At 47.2% G+C, this 17,813-nt stretch carries 10 protein-coding genes and 1 riboswitch; of the genes, 7 read left to right on the top strand and 3 right to left on the bottom strand.

Going from position 1 to position 17,813, the window contains the following annotated elements; genetic code table 11:
* Positions 1 to 4: 4 nt before the first annotated feature.
* Positions 5 to 1,267: a DUF2851 family protein gene (locus HMPREF3027_RS02880; RefSeq protein WP_070706914.1), complete on the bottom strand. Its 1,263-nt coding sequence runs from the start codon at positions 1,265 to 1,267 to the stop codon at positions 5 to 7.
* The gene (gene uvrA / locus HMPREF3027_RS02875; RefSeq protein ID WP_070706912.1) at positions 1,264 to 4,095 is read right to left on the bottom strand and encodes an excinuclease ABC subunit UvrA; all 2,832 of its coding nucleotides are present in this window, start codon (positions 4,093 to 4,095) and stop codon (positions 1,264 to 1,266) included. Before uvrA ends, HMPREF3027_RS02880 begins: the two co-directional genes overlap by 4 nt.
* A 203-nt stretch (positions 4,096 to 4,298) precedes the next feature.
* Between uvrA and HMPREF3027_RS02870 the strand changes: the two genes are divergently transcribed.
* The 7 genes from HMPREF3027_RS02870 to HMPREF3027_RS02840 all read left to right on the top strand — a co-directional run bounded on the left by HMPREF3027_RS02870 (position 4,299) and on the right by HMPREF3027_RS02840 (position 16,656).
* Positions 4,299 to 4,862: a 30S ribosomal protein S16 gene (locus HMPREF3027_RS02870; RefSeq protein WP_070706910.1), complete on the top strand. Its 564-nt coding sequence runs from the start codon at positions 4,299 to 4,301 to the stop codon at positions 4,860 to 4,862.
* 189 nt (positions 4,863 to 5,051) lie between these two features.
* A riboswitch (cobalamin riboswitch) is annotated at positions 5,052 to 5,261 on the top strand.
* 233 nt (positions 5,262 to 5,494) lie between these two features.
* A complete protein-coding gene (locus HMPREF3027_RS02865) occupies positions 5,495 to 7,567 on the top strand; it encodes a DUF5074 domain-containing protein (protein ID WP_070706908.1) in 2,073 nt (690 codons plus the stop codon).
* An 85-nt stretch (positions 7,568 to 7,652) separates the two neighbouring features.
* A complete protein-coding gene (locus HMPREF3027_RS02860; RefSeq protein ID WP_070706905.1) occupies positions 7,653 to 9,680 on the top strand; it encodes a TonB-dependent receptor in 2,028 nt (675 codons plus the stop codon).
* A 2-nt stretch (positions 9,681 to 9,682) separates the two neighbouring features.
* Positions 9,683 to 10,855, top strand: coding sequence for a YncE family protein (locus tag HMPREF3027_RS02855; protein WP_168165863.1), 1,173 nt, complete (start codon positions 9,683 to 9,685; stop codon positions 10,853 to 10,855).
* 14 nt (positions 10,856 to 10,869) lie between these two features.
* Entirely contained in the window at positions 10,870 to 12,561 is a 1,692-nt protein-coding gene (locus tag HMPREF3027_RS02850) for a PKD-like domain-containing protein (protein ID WP_083317482.1), read from the top strand.
* Positions 12,562 to 12,567: 6 nt separating this feature from the next.
* Positions 12,568 to 14,574 carry a hypothetical protein gene (locus tag HMPREF3027_RS02845; RefSeq protein WP_141756213.1) on the top strand — a complete coding sequence of 669 codons (2,007 nt, stop codon included), beginning with the start codon at positions 12,568 to 12,570 and terminating at the stop codon, positions 14,572 to 14,574.
* A gap of 9 nt (positions 14,575 to 14,583) precedes the next feature.
* Positions 14,584 to 16,656: a leucine-rich repeat protein gene (locus HMPREF3027_RS02840; protein ID WP_083317481.1), complete on the top strand. Its 2,073-nt coding sequence runs from the start codon at positions 14,584 to 14,586 to the stop codon at positions 16,654 to 16,656.
* Between the two features lie 96 nt (positions 16,657 to 16,752).
* Here HMPREF3027_RS02840 and HMPREF3027_RS02835 read toward each other — a convergent pair whose 3' ends face one another.
* Positions 16,753 to 17,532 carry a GIN domain-containing protein gene (locus HMPREF3027_RS02835; protein WP_083317480.1) on the bottom strand — a complete coding sequence of 260 codons (780 nt, stop codon included), beginning with the start codon at positions 17,530 to 17,532 and terminating at the stop codon, positions 16,753 to 16,755.
* Positions 17,533 to 17,813: the final 281 nt, after the last annotated feature.

The following is a 17,813-nucleotide window of genomic DNA, read 5'->3' as shown; positions in this document are numbered from 1 at the left end:
CCTTTTACCGATGGTGGCAGTGGCGGAAGTAGGCGATAGCAAGGGGGCAACGAAGGCAGTGGAGTGGTTGGCAGTAGTGGTGGTAGAGCTGGAGGAGGGCTTGGGTGTCGGCAGCATGGCGGGGGTGTAGCCCATTTTGCTCAAAGAGCTTCACATACTGATTCTGCTCTGGCTGGAGTAGGTAGAGCCAGTCGAGTGCCCGTTGCTCTAGGTGGGCGTCACCCACCTTTTGGGCATAGTAGTAGGCAGAGGGGACGATGGCATTGATGATCAATGACGTAAGGGTTTGCCGACCAACGCCAGCACGACGCCCGTCCAACCGTCGTCCAAAGTCGAAGTGCTCCTGCCAATAGGGACTAGGAGCCAATCGAAGTGTCTGCTCAATTATCGGTTTATCCAACCGAGAGAGGGCAGAGAGCAACAGCTCCTCATGGTGGAGGATCATTGCCACTATGCCCAGCATACGTGCGGGGAAGGAGGGTGGACGCAAGCGGAGATACCGAAAGCTACCGGCAGGTAAAGGGGTGAGCCCAAACTTCTGCTGATAAAAGCGATACTCCTCTAGTAGCTTTGCTTCATACTCATCACGAGGGGTCTCACTCAGCAGACCAGCCTGCCCGATGAGCATCGCTTCGAGTGCCACGAGGTCGGAGGCGTGCTTCTTGAGGTAGGTATAGGGTAGACTCGCTGCCACCTGCTGCATCACCTCATTATTCTGATGTGCACCCACATATCTCATCAAGGTGTGATAGAGAATGGTATTGAAGTGGTCACTCTCCGAATGGTTACGCAGACGTGCCAGCTTCTCCTCCAAACGCTCGGGGAGCAACTCCAAGGCCTCATCCAAGAAGGGCTCTTCACCAAGTGCCATCATCTCGGGCATACAGCGGAGGCTTTTATTGCCTTGCACCAAACGCTCTAGGTAGGCTAGCATATCGGGTGAGATATCCAGTACTGCCGTTGGCACCTGCCTTCCTTCTTGGTCGTAGACCTCTCGATCGGCTTCTAGCACTACATGTAGTACCACTGTGCAGTAGCGGGGATCGTGTTGGTGCTTGTGTGCTTCCCATTCCGAGGCACGGCGGTGAATCTCCACCGACCCAGCCCACTCTATATTTCCTACCCGAACTCGCGAGAGGGCAAAGTCGGGGCCGTCGTGACTATTGAGCTCGCCCACATCTAGTACCTCAATAGGCTCTCCCTCGAGGGTCACTTGCCTAAAGAGGCGATTCATCCAGATGAAATGTAGTTCGCTCTCGGGCCTCATTTCTTGGCGTGGTCTTGCTCGTACTTTTGTTTCAAATAGCGACCTGTGTAACTCTCTTCCACCTCCATCAGTCCTTCTGGCGTGCCTTGGTAAACCAGTTGCCCACCCTTATCACCTCCTTCGGGTCCGAGGTCTACAATATAATCGGCACACTTGATCACCTCCATATTGTGCTCCACGATCACCACGGTATGCCCGTGCTCAATGAGCGATTGGAACGACTTCATCAGCACGTGGATATCGTGCACATGGAGCCCGGTGGTTGGCTCGTCAAAGATAAAGAGGGTGGGTCGCTTACCTTTGTCCTTGAGGTGCGAGGCAAGCTTCACTCTCTGACTTTCACCTCCCGAAAGGGTGCTGGAGCTTTGCCCTAGTTTAATGTACCCGAGGCCTACATCGGAGAGCACCTGTAGCCCCTCCACAATCTTGGGGATAAAGAGGCTCTCATCTTGGTAGTGGGTGAAGAACTCAATCGCCTCATCAATTGATAGCTCAAGGATATCGGAGATGTTTTTATCGTGGAAGGTCACCTCCAGTACCTCCTCATTGAAGCGCTTGCCGTGACACTCATCGCAAGGGATGGTGATATCGGCCATAAACTGCATCTCAATGGTGATGACGCCCTCACCTTTACAGGTTTCGCAACGACCCCCTTCGGTATTAAAGGAGAAGTATTGCTGCGTGAAGCCCATCTGACGAGAGAGTTGCTGCGCAGCCATTAAGCGACGAATATCATCGTACACACCGATATAGGTGACGGGATTGGAGCGGGTGGAGATGCCTAGGGAGTCCTGATCTACATACTCCACTGCCTTGAGGCTAGAGATACTCCCTTTGATATTGCGACAAGGAATCTTGGTGAGCGGAGCTTTATCTATCAATCGCTCTACCCCTTCGTAAAATATCTCCCGCACCAGGGTACTCTTGCCCGAGCCACTCACCCCCGTTACCACCGTAATCACCCCAAGTGGGATGGTGACATCAATATCCTTTAGGTTGTGGAGATAGGCGCCCTCCACCGTGATGGTGCTCTTGGAGGTTCGGCGTCGCTTGGGCCACGGGATCTGCTCCTTGCCCTGTAGGTACTTCACGGTGTAGCTCTTGGAGCGGGCGGGTAGCTTATCAGGGCGTCCCATAAAGACCACTTCTCCGCCGCCAATTCCCGCCTCGGGACCCATATCGATGATCAGGTCGGCTGCCCTCATCACCTCTTCGTCGTGCTCTACCACCACCACGGTATTGCCCATATTCCTCAGTTGGTGCATGATATCTATGAGGAGGTGAGTGTCTCTAGCGTGCAGACCGATACTTGGTTCGTCCAAAATATAGAGGGTGCCGATCAGCCCTCCGCCTAGCGACGTGGCGAGCTGTATACGCTGCCCTTCGCCTCCCGACAAGGTGCCCGCCACACGGTCGAGTGTGAGGTAACCCAAACCGATATCATCCATAAAGCCCACTCGGTAGCGAAGCTCCTCCAGCAGTCGACGACCGATTTTGAGGTCTTGCTCGGAGAGCTGTAGTGCCTCGAGCCACTTCCTGAGCTCACTAATAGGGAGCGTCACTAGTTCGGAGATATTCTTGCCACCCACCTGCACATAGAGGGCTTCCTTGCGGAGTCGCTTGCCCTTACAGGTAGGGCAGACAGAGCGGCCACGATAGCGTGCCAGCATAATTCGGTAGTGCATCTTGTACTGTCGCTCCTTGATATGGTCAAAGAAGTCGTTGATGCCATAGATCTTTTCTCGGCTGTAGCCATGAATTTCGGGCAGTCCATTGCCATTCCACAGGAGGTCTTTCTCCTCTTCCGTTAGCTCCCGATAGGGGCGATGGATAGGGAAGTTGAGCTTTTCCGTCTTGCGGATAAAGTCTTTCTGCCACTCGCTCATCTTGGCACCCCGCCATGGCATCACGCACTCCTCGTAGAGGGAGAGATTTTTATTCTGAATCACTAAATCCTCATCGATCCCCAGTACTTGGCTGTACCCCTCGCAGGTGGGGCACGCACCGACGGAGCTATTGAAGCTAAAGAGTTTATCAGAAGGCTCCTCAAAGGTGATGCCATCCAGCTCGAAGCGGTCGCTGAAGGTAGCCACCCCTTCGTCGTGCACAATTAGTGCTGTTCCTCTCCCCTCAAAGAAAGCGGTCTCCACTGAATTTCCTAGTCGATTATTGGTGGCATCGTTATCCGGTTGCACCACCAATCGGTCAATGACGAGTGATAGGTCTTTGGCGGTACGAGGCAGCTTTGCTCCCTCCTGTAAGAGGTCTTGGATTCGCTCCACCTTGTCTTTCACCAAGACGCGGCTAAAGCCATTGGCAAGCTGTAGCTCCAGGTGCTCCGCCACCGTACGCTCTTGTGGCAGTGTGATAGGGGCACAAACCATATACTTAGTCCCTTCGGGAAGACTATTGACATACTCCAGCACATCTCTCGTGGTGTGCCGCTTCACCTCCTGACCACTGATGGGGCTAAAGGTATGTCCCACCCTCGCATAGAGCATTCGGAGGTAGTCGTAGATTTCAGTGACGGTGCCGACGGTAGAGCGAGGGCTACGATTAAACTTCCTCTGCTCAATCGCAATGGCCGGTGGAATGCCACTGATCAGATCGGCTTCGGGCTTTGCCATTTTGCTGACAAACTGACGTGCGTAGACGCTTAGGCTCTCTACATACCTTCGCTGTCCCTCGGCATAGAGCGTATCAAAGGCGAGCGACGACTTGCCACTACCGCTCAGCCCTGTAATTACGATCAATTGGTCGCGTGGAATCTCCAGCGACACCCCCTTGAGGTTATGCACCCTCACCCCCTTAAGTATGATATCATTCATTATATATATACACTTGAACTATCCACAAAACTACCAAAATTATCAGAGCCACTACCCAGTGCCCCACTTTATTGTGCAAAATAGTCGGTTACTTGCAAAATAATAGGTACCTTTGCGGTTGCGTTTCACCCCGTAGGGTCGTGTACCCGTGTCGGGAGACCGTGGGGCGCAGAGTTTAATCACTAATTATTTACAAATCAAAGATGGCAACAGTTATCAGATTGCAAAGACACGGTCGCAAGGGTTACCCTGTATACAAGATTGTAGTGACCGACAAGCGTGCCCCTCGTGATGGCCGCTTCGTAGAGATTTTGGGGACATATAACCCTAATACCCACCCAGCAACTATCGACCTGAAGTTTGATAGAGCACTTTATTGGGTAAACGTGGGTGCCACCCCATCCGATACCGCACGCAGCATCCTCTCACGCGAAGGTGTGATGATGATGAAGCACCTACAAGGCGGTGTGAAGAAGGGTGTATTTTCAGAGGAAGAGGCTCAGAAGCGCTTTGAGGCGTGGAAGCAAGGCAAGAACTCTGAGGTAGCTCAGATCAAGAGCAAGGACGAGGCAGCTAAGCGTGAAGCAGCTAAGAAAGCACTAGAGGCTGAGCGTGAGGTGAATAAGGCTCGTGAGGCAGCTCTAGCAGAGAAGAAGGCTGAGGAGGAGAAGGCAAAGGCAGAAGCTGAAGCAGCTGCAAAAGCTGAGGCAGAGGCTGCTACCGAAGCTAAGGCTCCAGCAGAGGAGGCTCCCGCTACTGAAGAGTAAGCGACGTCGCCTAGCATACAAAAAGGGGTGGTGCAACCGTTGGTTGCACCACCCCTTTATATTTAAGCAACTCGACTACGTGAGATGCACTCTACAGAACATAAATTTCAAATAGATCATTTGAATCTACGGCCTAACTATCCTCTTTGATATTTAGGACAATTTGAAATCTTTTGGTTACATTTGCAAAGAATATAAGATGTTAACGGTGCCATAACCCTATTCTTAGGGCGATTGGTGAAAAGGGAACTAGGTGCAAATCCTAGACAGTACCCGCTACTGTAAGCTCCAAATAGCTTAGCTAATCTATCAACATACCACTTAGAGCATAGTGTCTCTTGGGAAGGTGTGCGAAAGCTGGAGTAAGTCAGAAGACCTGCCGATAACTGCTTTAATGGCTTCCGAGGCACTGAAGCATTAGAGATAGAGGGATACTTATTAAGCTTATAATGTTGCATTGGCAACGGCTAATTCTAGAGAAACAAAAACATAATTAACTCCTAAACTCTAGTCAACCTGCTACTCTATTACATCTCCGCACGATAGCCATTTGACACTGAATAAATGTATTCAGCGATCACCATACCAATGGTGACGGCTGATTGTGAAAACTTTGAATAGATGTAGTGAGTATGAGAACGAAGAAAGTCTGGCTATTGCTATCACTAGTGGGCCTCTTATTCTCGGGGTGTTATCGGTATGATGATAGCGACCTATGGGGAGAGATTGAAAACATCAAGAAGGAGATTGCCCAAACAAAAACTGATATCTCCAACCTGCAAAAGGTGGTGAAGGCTCAGCAAGAGAAAAAGACCATTGATGAGATCAATGAGATTGATGGTGGCTATGAAATCAAATTCAACGACGGAACAAAAGTCACCATCAAAAATGGCTTAGATGCCCCTGAACTTGGGATCCAAGAGGAAGAGGGCATCTATTACTGGACACTTGGTGGCAAAGACCAATGGCTCAAAGATAAGAATGGCAATAAAATTCCTGTCGCTGGAAAAGACGGCAAGAATGGTATCGATGGTCAGGACGGCAAGGATGGAGTAGATGGTCAAGATGGTCACTCACCAGTTATAGGGGTGGATAAGGATGGTTACTGGACCCTAGATGGCGAAAGGATTAAGAACGATCAAGGTAAGGAAGTACCAGCTGTGGGAAAAGATGGCGACTCCTTTTTCCAATCTGTCCGAAATGAAAGCAATGCAGTGGTATTTGTCCTTACCAATGGTGAGGAGATTACTATCCCAAAAACAGGATTTGAGATATTTGCCTTTGAGAAGCCTGAAGGAGAGTACCACTATCACGTTTTCAAATTCAATGAAGCAAGGAATATTAAGCTGACCGCTGAGGATATAGCTACTATTGAGGAGATTAAGGTACCAGAAGGGTGGAGCCTTCAAGTCAATGCCCAAAAGAAAATGGTTCGCATCAAAGCTCCAAAGCAAACACTAGGGCAATCATACAATGGTGGAATCATCACCCTGATGGGGCTAGGAAGAAATGGTGCTACCTACCTTGCTTCAATTGAGGTGATTGCATCGATTGACTATACAGATCCTGCAGGTACCTTTGTAGTATGCGAAGGGAATATGACCACAGTCAATGGTACCATAGTCTATTACGACAAGAATAATAATGAGTATCTCAATATCTTTGAGAATGCCAATAACCATTTGGAGATAGGCAATGTGGTCCAAGACATGTATATGGCAAATGGCAAGATCTATCTCATCACACAAAATGGTGACCGCATGAATGGTGCTGGACGCTTTGTGGTGTGTGATGCCCGTACTATGAAGATGGAGTATGCCGATTCGTTTGTATTCAAATCTCCTAAGGGAGAGGGCACATGGCCACAGCACATAGTGATCTGCAATGATTCTCTTGGATATGTACAATGGTCCGATAGCAATATGGAGCAGACCTCTGGTATCATCAAGATTGTCTATAAAAACAGGAAACTAAAGATAGATAAGACCGTAGAGGGAACCTTTGGAAAGTTTACCACAGAGGGGGCTATCAAAACCCGTCTCGTCTTCTCTCGCGGAAAAGTTTATGCTGCCTGTGGACACGGGATGGTTATCATTGATCCTAAAACTAACTCTATCAGCAAGCGTCTAGAGTACAAGGGGCGTCAGGCGAAAGGTATCGTAAAGGGAGCTAATGGACATATATTTGTGCCCTTCGCGGGTGAGTTTAAGGGAAATCAGCAGTGGAATACAGAGTTTACCTCCGATCCAATCATTGTGGAGATGGATCATGAAGGGACAGTAATCCAAGAGCATAAGATGCCAAATACTGTAGTCTTCCCTGTGGCTACCTGGAGTCCAGCAATTGGCATTTGTGCTAGCTTTACTGAGCCACATCTCTACTTTGTAGATGTTGCGGAATTCAACGCTTCTACAGCATCACGATACAATTATGAGACAAAGAAGCTCGACCTCCATTATGTGCCAGCGTTCAAGGAAGGCTACTCTTTCTATAATATTTATGGAATTATGGGAGTGCATCCTACCACTGGGCATCTTTGGGTAGGTAGAACGGCAGCGTATGTTGACTCTGATATCTTTGAATATGATGTGATGGTTGATCCTATCAAACAACTGAATAAATATCACTACCCTACCCAAAGGGGTGCAAGTACGGCAGGTATTGACTTCGCTTACAGATTTAGTGATGAGTTTATCAATAAATAACTTGATTTTATATTGAAATATTGTGTGCAGACTAGAGCAATGATACTTACTCTAGTCTGCACACCTATCTTTTTCTATACATTGTATGTTAAAGTTGATAGAAGCAACTAAAGCTTTAAGGGGAGTGGTATTAACGATCACTTTGCTATGCTTCACAACCCTCTCGGCGTGGGCACAGCTCGATAGCGTGTATCTACTACCCGACCTTACCGTAACGGCACAGCAACACCGAGAGGTGATTCCAGGGTTGAAGCTTGAAGGTAAACAGCTACAGAAATTGAGTAGCATATCAATTGCTGATGCCGTAAGGTATTTCTCAGGAATACAGATTAAGGATTATGGCGGACTAGGCGGCTTGAAAACGGTAGATGTGCGAGGCATGGGTACCAATCATCTCGGCGTGTTTTACAATGGGATCAAGCTTGGAAATGCACAAAATGGGCAAATTGATCTTGGTAAGTTTTCACTAGACAATGTGGAAGCGGTAAGCCTTTATAATGGGCAGAAGAGCGATCTCTTTCAGCCAGCTCAGCACTTCGCTTCGGCCTCCTCCATTTATATTGAAACTAGGCAGCCGACTTTCAGTAAAGGTAAGCGTACCAACCTTCGGGCACATCTTCGTGCCGGCTCCTTTGCCACGGTGATTCCATCAGTCTTGGTAGAGCAAAAGCTCCCCAATGACTTTGCCCTGAGTGCCAATGTGGAGTTTGTCTCCTCTAGCGGTAAATACCCATTTAGGTACAAGCGAGTATTTGAGGATGGCACTATTGCCTATGATACCGTGGCAGTTCGGCAGAATGGAGATATCACTGCACTTAGAGCGGAACTGGCTCTTTTCAAGAAGATGGAAGAGGGTAAATGGGATCTGCAAGGGTACTACTACCACTCTAAAAGAGGATTGCCTGGCCCCATCATTCGTAACGTATTTCAGCACGGACAACGGCTAGAAGACCAAAACTTCTTTTTCCAAGGTAAGCTGACTAAAAAGGTGAATGAGTGGTATAGCATACAGGCTCAAGCAAAGTATGCCAATGACTACACCCGCTATCTTGATGAAGAGTGGACCAGCCCCCTCTATGTGGATAATAAATATGAGCAGCACGAAGTTTATGCTACCATAGCTCAAGAGTTTATTGCTACTAAGTGGCTAAGATTTGGCCTCTCGACAGATGCTAGATACAACACATTGAATGCCAATCTTGTCAACTTTTCATACCCTAAGCGTCTGACGCTTATGGGAGTAGTTTCTGGTGAGGTAAGCTTTCCATGGATTACCTTTCAGGCAGCTTTATTGGGCACCATAGTGCGTGAGAGTGTAGAGCGCAATGTTGGGGCACCGCCCAAGAATGTGCTGACCCCCTCTTTCTTCTTATCTCTCAAGCCATTCAAAGAGGTGGATCTAAAGGTCCATACCTTTTACAAAAATATATTTAGGATGCCCACCTTTAACGACCTCTACTATACCTTTATTGGGAATGCTGTGCTCCGACCAGAGTATGCTGAGCAGTACGACTTCGGCATAAGCTACCGATGGCGACCCAAGGGCTCATCGGTCGTGAAGTACGCTGATGCTCGTGTGGAGAGCTACTTCAATAAGATTAAGGATAAGATTGTAGCCGTACCCGCCGGTAATATGTTCCGATGGACCATGCTCAATCTAGGCAAAGTAGATATATTCGGCACCGAAGCCAACCTAGACCTTGCTGTGGAGCCTATTGAGCAGCTTGTCGCCACACTTCGGCTAAGCTACACGTATGAGAAGGCTCTTGATGTGACAAGCCCCAAAGTTAAGAACTACCGACACCAGATAGTCTATATCCCTGAGCATAGTGGGTCGGTTATCGCTGGAGCAGAGTACAAATCGTGGGGGCTCAACTACAGCTTTATCTACACAGGAAAGCGGTATAATGCTAAATTCAATGATGAAAATAGCCGTATGCTCCCATGGTATACGCACGATATCTCGCTTCGAAAAGACTTCCTTTTCGGGAAGAAGCACCTGTTCAGGATCAATCTAGATGTGAACAACCTCCTTAACCAGCACTACGACGTTGTGATCAACTACCCTATGCCAGGGCGTAATTACAAGCTAACTCTAACTTACCAATTATGAGAATGAATTATAAGCCCCTCAGTGTCGTTGTAGGGATACTACTCCTATTAGTGGTAGGATGTAGAGGAGAGTATGAGATTATCCACTCTCTATCCCATGAGACCAATGTGGGGGAAGAAAACTTAGGTCAGCTAAAGGGCTTCTACCTGCTCAATGAAGGTAATATGGGTAGTAATAAGTCTACCTTAGATTACTTTGATTTCGCGACAGGGACCTATCACAGAAATATCTATGCCGAGACCAATCCGACGATGGTTAAAGAGCTAGGAGATGTCGGCAATGACATCGGTATCTATGGCTCAAAACTCTATGCTGTGATCAATGTCTCCAACTTCATCGAGGTGATGGATGCCTACACGGCAAAGCACTTAGGAGTTGTCAAGATACCCAACGTCCGCTATATAAAGTTTCACGATGGCAAGGCATACGCTTCGGCCTATGTGGCACCCGTTGAGTTCAATCAAAATGCAAGGGTGGGAATGGTCTGCGAAATTGACACCGCCACCCTTGAAGTGACACGGCAGTGCAATGTGGGGTACCAGCCTGAGGAACTGGTAATCACAAATGGCAAGATCTACGTCGCCAACTCTGGAGGCTATATGTTTCCTAATTACGACAATACCATTTCGGTTATCGACCTAGAGACTTTTGAAGTGGTCAATACCATTGAGGTGGCGATCAATCTACACCGTCTCCGTCTTACGCCCTACAACGAGCTGATCTGTACCAGCAGAGGGGATTACTACTATGTGCCCTCTCGGACATTCTTTGTTGACCTTGATACAGAGGAAGTGACAGATACCCTCGACCTAGCTGTGACCAACTTGGATATCAGTGGCGACCTCGCCTATATCTACTCGGTCGAATGGAGCTACCTCACCAATACCAATACCATCACCTATGGTATTTTTGATGTAAAAACTCACGAGGTGGTGAGTCGCAACTTTATCAAAGATGGCACCGACGAAGACATTACCATCCCTTATGGCGTAAAGGTAAACCCTGTGAATGGAGATATCTACGTTACCGATGCTATTGACTATGTAACACCAGGCACCTTGCGCTGCTATAGCAAGTTTGGTCGTCTCAAGTGGAAGGTCGATACGGGCGACATCCCAGGGCATTTTGCCTTCCTCTACGAGCAACGTAAAAAAGATAAGACAACTAATGAATAATAACAACTCAAGAAATGAAGAGAATTAAGTACATTCTGAGCTTTCTCTTGCTAGCATCGCTCATATTACCGAGCTGCCGCAAGATTGAAAAAGTGCTTCCACCAATAGTAAGGTTGGAGCAAGCTAACTACCAAACCAAGCCAGACCGACTCATCAAGATTACTCCTACCTTTGAGAATATTGAGGAGGATGCGGTATATGCTTGGCGTGAAGAGGGAAAGATACTGGGCACAGAGCCCACCCTTGTCTTTAGCTCCAATGAGCTAGGCACGCACCACCTCACCCTTACGGTTACCACACCTAGCGGTACAGCAAAAGCCAATGCCAAGGTGGAGGTGGTTGAGTTTCAGCTCCCCATTATCTCTATAGAAGGGGGGGGAGAGCCGATCGTAGAGGTGGGTGAGAAGTACGAGCTTACCCCTATCATCGATAATAAGGAGGGGCTTAAGCTCACCTGGATCAGAGACAATCAAGTGGTGTCGGAGGATATGACCTATACCTTTACGGGGGCCAAGGCAGGCGTCTCCTTTGTTACCCTCAAAGCAGTCAATGAAGATGGAGAGGATGAGTATCTGATTCGCCTTACTGTAGTCAATGAGATTCCTGTTGAGGTCAGCTTCGACAGTGATATTCGTGCCGCCACAGTGGGCCGAACCATTCGTATCCCAGCGAATGTGCCTTCCTCTAAAAATATGACTTTTGAGTGGTACGTAGATGGCAAGAAGGTAGAGGGCGAGCAGGGCTCTATCCTCACCTATGAGGCAGCCAAGACGGGCAATCATCAAGTCAAGGTTATCGGCAAAAAGGGAGATAAGAAGGGTGAAGCCTCGCTCACTCTTCAAGTCCTGGAGCCCAACCAATACTACCGTCCATTCGTGGAGGGCACCAGCAAGCGTGATGTAGTAAAGGTATTTGAATTCTTGCCAGCACCAGGGCAGTTCGTCAATGAAGGATACATTGCCCATACGATGGAAGAGGCTTGCCAATATGCCCAAAGTCGCATTGAGAGTAATGCCTATGTATCGCTTGGCGGATTTGGCGGCTACATTATTGTAGGGTTTGACCACAGCATTAAAAATACAGGGGATTATGACTTCGCCATTATGGGCAATTCCTTTAAGGGTAGCTCGGAGCCAGGAATCGTCTGGGTGATGCAGGATGAAAATGGTGATGGTCTCCCTAATGACACTTGGTACGAACTGAAGGGTAGCGAAACGGGCAAGCCCGAAACCATACAAGATTATGAGATCACCTACTACCGCCCAACTCAGAAAAAAGCCAATACTATGTGGACGGATAATAGAGGCAACCGTGGGTCCGTTGATTGGCTTGGATTCCATCAGCAAGACTTCTACTACCCTCTTTGGGTAAAGAATGACACCTACATGTTGAGGGGTACGTGCTTGGCAAGTCGGACGTTTGATCAAAGTGGGCAAGGAACCTACTGGGTAAATCAAGAGTTCGACTGGGGTTATGCCGATAACTTCAGCCCTATTGATAGGCTAACAGATGATGATAACTACTTCGCTGCACCAAATGCCAATCACTTCAAGATCAGCCATGCCATTGACCACAAGTTGCAGCCAGTAAATCTAAAGTATATCGACTTTGTTAAGGTCCAGACTGGGCTCAACATTTCGGCAGGCTGGTTGGGCGAAAACTCTACCGAGGTATTTAAGTTCATTGATGTTTACAAGGAGAAATAATAAAGTATGAAATCAATTAAAATACAGTCTTTACTCCTCGTGCTACTTTTGCTTTCAGCAACAGGATGCAAAGAGAAGATTGAGACTCCCTTCTCAGGGAAAGATAATAGACTACTAGAGCTATCTCTCACCGATAGCAAGGGCCATAAGTATACCGCCTCTCTTATTGATGAGAATGTTTTCCAGATAGAGGTGCCCTCTGATGCCGACCTCTCAAGTGCCAAAGTTGCTTATCGCATAAGCGATCAGGCACAAATCTTACCAAAGCCAACGGAGATCGACAATTGGAATAACGACCAAGCTTTCCAGGTTCGCTCTTACTCTGGGGAGCACCGTACTTATCTTGTCAAGATAGCCAGATCCTTTACAGAGGCTCCAAACAGCGTCAAGCTAGTGACAGATGATGATGTTAAAGCTTTTGTGGCAAAGGGGGTAAGACACGTAGAGGGGCATCTGATCATTGGAGCCACCACTGGTACGGACTCCATTAGCAATATTGATGCACTGACCACGCTCGAAAAGGTGGATTATAATATCATCATCAATCCTACCTACAAGGGGAAAGACCTCTCAGGACTACGAAATGTGAAGGAGGTTGGAAGCATCTTCCTGCAAAGCGATAAACTACAGAATGGTACCTTCCGACACCTGAAAAAGGTATATGGCGATATTGTCATTTCAGGAGCATCTCTGAATGAAGTCGCCTTCCCCGAATTAATCGCTCTTGATGGTCAATTGAAAGCCACCAAGGCAATGGTAAGGGAGCTCTCCCTCCCCAGTGTAGAAGAGATCGGGTCAATCCAACTTGAAGAGTGTAGTCAGCTAAGCACGCTTACTGCACGCCAGCTTAAAAAGATCAATGGTGATTGGAGGCTTAAAAACCTCGCCAAATTATCCACAGTCACCACGCCAAAGCTTGAGGTGATCAGTGGCAATTTGAAGTTCGAGACACTCAAAGTGCTCGGAGTATTGAGTCTCAATAAGCTACAGTCCGTGGCTGATATTGAGATGAGTGGTGTGGCTATCAGTCAATTCTATTTGAGTGAGCTCAAAGAGTGTGGCAAGCTATCTATTAATGCTACCTCTCTCTCTGCCCTCATTGCACCGCATCTAGAGAGCATCCATGGTGACTTCATACTCAATGGGTGTGGACTCTCCGATCTCAATCAGTTTGGAGTAAAGACGATTGATGGCAAGCTAGAGTTTACAAATCTCTCAAAGCTACAAGATATAACCGCCTTTGCCAATCAATTGAAGAAAGTAGCGAGTGTATCACTAGTCGATATCAATGCTGGTGGCGTTTGGGACTTTAGCAATACAGGCATTGAGGGAATCATGCTAGAGCGGTGCCGAAATGTAGAGGATCTTATCCTTCCAAAGGTGATGAAGAAAGTGGAGATAAAAGGTGACGCCATGATGCAAGTGAAGCAACTACTCAAGATGAGTGGGGTGGAAGAGGTATCAGAAATCTTTAAGGTGTCCAACTATCACCTAGCAGAGCCACAAGAGGTTCAGATAATGCTCACGAAAGCAGGAGATATCACAATGGACTGCTCGAATATGCTTTCCCTTAACTTCCCACTATTGGAGGAGGCTAAGAAAATAGATTATAACTACAGTTCATCAGCATTCGATGGAAGGAATAAGGAGATTCAAGCTCAATGTGCTATGAAAAAACTAGTGGCACCAAAACTACAATCAGTAGAGAAGATGAGCTTTAACCTACACGACTTGGAGATGCTAGATATGCCACAGCTCAAGACCATTAGTGTTGAGCTAGTGATCCAATGCTATTGGCCTAAAAATGCCAATAATGTACTGACTAACCTCAACGGTTTATCTGCACTCGAAAAGGTGCGTTACGTTAAGTTTAATAACCTCAAGGCGTTCAAAGACTACTCATTCCTTAAGAGAGCAGTAGCCAATGGCTCTATTACATACTTATACGCCAACAACACATACTATCAGCCAAGCTTGTATGACTTACAAGATGGAAAATTTATTAAGGATTAGCACAAGATTATGACACATAATAAACCAACCATACTATTGATGGGATTGCTCCTCTTTTTTAGCACTCTTACAGGGTGTAAAAAAGTAGATCCCTTTAGCGGAGAAGATAATTTCTTCCTCTCCTTTCAGCTGGCAGCACCAGATGGAGAAACCTATAAAGGTAGCCTACAAGGTGATGAGATAACAGTCAGAATTCCCTCCAATGTCGCCCGTACATCGCTCACAGCGAAATACAATCTCAGCGATTTGGCATCTGTTTCGCCCAAGCCCGAAGAGGTAAAAGGGTGGATGGAGTCTCAGACCTTTACCGTGACTTCATATAGTGGAGCCACACGTACCTACACCGTAAAGGTGCAGTCTACCGACGTAGCACTTAATAGCGCCATTCACCTGACGACCGATGAGGAGGTGGCACAGTTCTTAACCCAAGGAGTGGATATCATCAATGGCAATCTGATCCTCGGTGCAGAAAATGCCGAAGATAGTATTCACTCACTCGAGGGGCTTGCTAAGCTAAAAGAAGTTAGATACAAACTCATCCTGCACAGCAATGTAGTAGCCGACCTATCACCCCTCAAAGGACTAGAGCGCATCGGTTCTCTACAATTCATGGGTAATAATGATAGCATCAAGGTTATTGACCTTCCGAATGTAAAGTCAATCCCCAATGGATTTCAGATCAATTGTGATTCGCTAAAAAGCATCTCTATGCCAATGCTCGAGGAGATGGGGACGGTATCCATTGAGGCTGAAAATCTAACCGATTTCCAGATCCCTAGCGTCAAAGGTCTATTTGGCAACGTCTCAATCAAGGCAAGTCAATTAAAAGCTTTGGACTTACCTGAGCTTATGGTAGCACAGAATATTCACCTCAATAAATCAAGTTACTCAAAACCTCTTGAGCTGACTTCCTTTTCAATGCCTAAGCTAGAAACGGTTGAATCCATAAAGCTCGAAGAAGCTGAGGCGCTAGAAGCATTCAGCCTCCCAGCTTTGAAGAAGGCTGATAAGATAGATATATCTATGCTTAAGTCTTTGACCACATTCGATCTATCTAGTCTTAAAGAGGTTGAGGAGATAAAGTTTGAAAGCGATTGGCGAGGTGATATGAGCAATAAGCTGATCAAAGAGCTAGCTTTCCCAAAACTCGAAAGGGTAAAGACCATACAATTTGAGCGTGACCCATTCAAGGCACTAGAGAGCTTGCTATTCCCAGAGCTTACGGAAGTAGACAAACTTTACATCCCTGATAACCTAACCAAGTACGAAGCTCCAAAGCTAGAGAAAGTAAATACCCTTTTGTACGTAAGTGGCTATCTACCAAGTGTTTTTGAGCATATCAAGAGCATTCCTAGACTAGAGATCGACCTTACCGATGATGAGAATAGGGTAGTGGATCTGATAGACCTCAGCCATGTTCAATCTATTGAAAACGTAACCATCAGCCCATATACCATTGGGAAAATAATCTTTCCTGAAACTATTAGCGGGGATGTAGTGATTAGCTACAATGGCCGACCTGTGACCAAGGCACCCATCATGGAAGGGCTAAAGGAGTGCCAAAGCTTTATGCTTGAATTGGCTCACGATATGGAGGAGGTGGAGTTGCCTGCGACCCTTGAGAAAATATCAAAGGGTCTCAAACTAACTAGCAATTTCAAGAAAGTCACAGCCAAGGGATTAAAAGAAATAGGTGAAAACCTAGACTTAGGAGGTGCCGCTACTGAGTACCTAGATATGCCTGCTCTGGAAAAAGTGGGAGGAGATCTAGACCTTCAGACTAAATACTTCAAGGATGCTAACCTCCCTAAACTAACAGAGGTAGGAGCCATAAAATTTGGTGGCCGTGGCTACTGGGAGCAAAATGAGAGCCTGACACATCTAAACTTCCTATCACACCTTCAGAAAGTCAAGAGGGTGGAGATAGCGTACTGCACTGTGCTAATGGATTATTCGGGTCTCAAGCAGTTGGTAGAGAATGGTCAGATTAATGAATCCAATTGGACCAGCAGCAAAGTCAATAATAACCTCTATAACCCAACATACCAAGACCTTAAAGCAGGTCGATATAAGCTTCAATAATTAAGGAAACACTTAATGACCTATTAATGACGACTCTCCTCCATTTACCCTTCTGGATAAATGGAGGAGAGTTCTTTTATTTGGTCAGTTGACTGATTAGGAGTTGATAGAGGACATCCCCGAAGCTGTAGAGCTTTTGCAATCCTTGGTGGGGAGGGTGATCTTGCTGGCACCTGAGGCCTCTAGCCATGCAGTGTCGGCAGTGGCACGCTTGCCCTTAAAGCTCGAAGCACCAGAGACCTCAATCTTGGCCTCCTTCACACGCCCCTTGTACTCCATAGAGCTGGCTCCAGAGAGATCTACAGATAGCTTACCTGTGATATCGCCATCTACCTCAATATCCGAAGCCCCAGAGCCATCAACAATGAGCTGCTGGATAGATCCATCAAAGTCGAACTCGCTAGCACCCGATAGGATCACACTCGTCGACCTGAGTGAGCCCTGAGCCTCAAAGCTACTTGCTCCCGAAAGGTCTACCCTACGGATATTCAGAGCGTGGCTCTGCTTGATATCCACCTCACTAGCACCCGAAGCACTCACCTCCTCTAGCTTGGTCACATTGGTCACATAGAGCTCCACCTCGATATCATCTTCTCCGAAGTTAAACCACCTGTGGCGAGACTTCTTCTCACGGGATAGAGTGAGCTTGCCATTTTCAAAGGTGTACTTAAAAGTACCGCCCTTGCCCTCCTCCACCACTACCATCTCATTTTTGGTAGAAGGGATAATCTTCACCTCAATAGAGTGGCTCACCTGTAGCCTCGTAGGGCTATCATTGAGCGAGATAGTCATAGGGGTTTGTGCCTGAGCACTTAGTGCCATTACACCGACTAGCAAAAGAGCTGTTGCGAGTAATCTTCTAACGATTGTCTTCATACGCTTATTATCTTTTTTAATGAGTAGTTAATTGCTTTCTGGCTACAAGATACCAAGAATTCGGTAGTTTGCAAAACAAACAACCACTTTTCATCTCCGCTATCCCTAAGTAACGACTGCCCCGAGGGTCCTCTATGAGTTGGCGAGTGCCCAAAGCCCTTTGCCGGGGTGCCTAATCAAGGGAACCTTATCGGACAGGTCGGACGAGTCGGAGCCCCAATAAGTTGCTGACGGGGTACTGGTGTCTGACTCGTCTGACTTGTCTGACCTGTCCGACTTGT

Origin of the sequence: Porphyromonas sp. HMSC077F02 (assembly GCF_001815465.1) — a bacterium.
GTDB lineage: Bacteria > Bacteroidota > Bacteroidia > Bacteroidales > Porphyromonadaceae > Porphyromonas_A > Porphyromonas_A somerae.
This window is presented reverse-complemented; position numbering and strand designations above follow the sequence as displayed.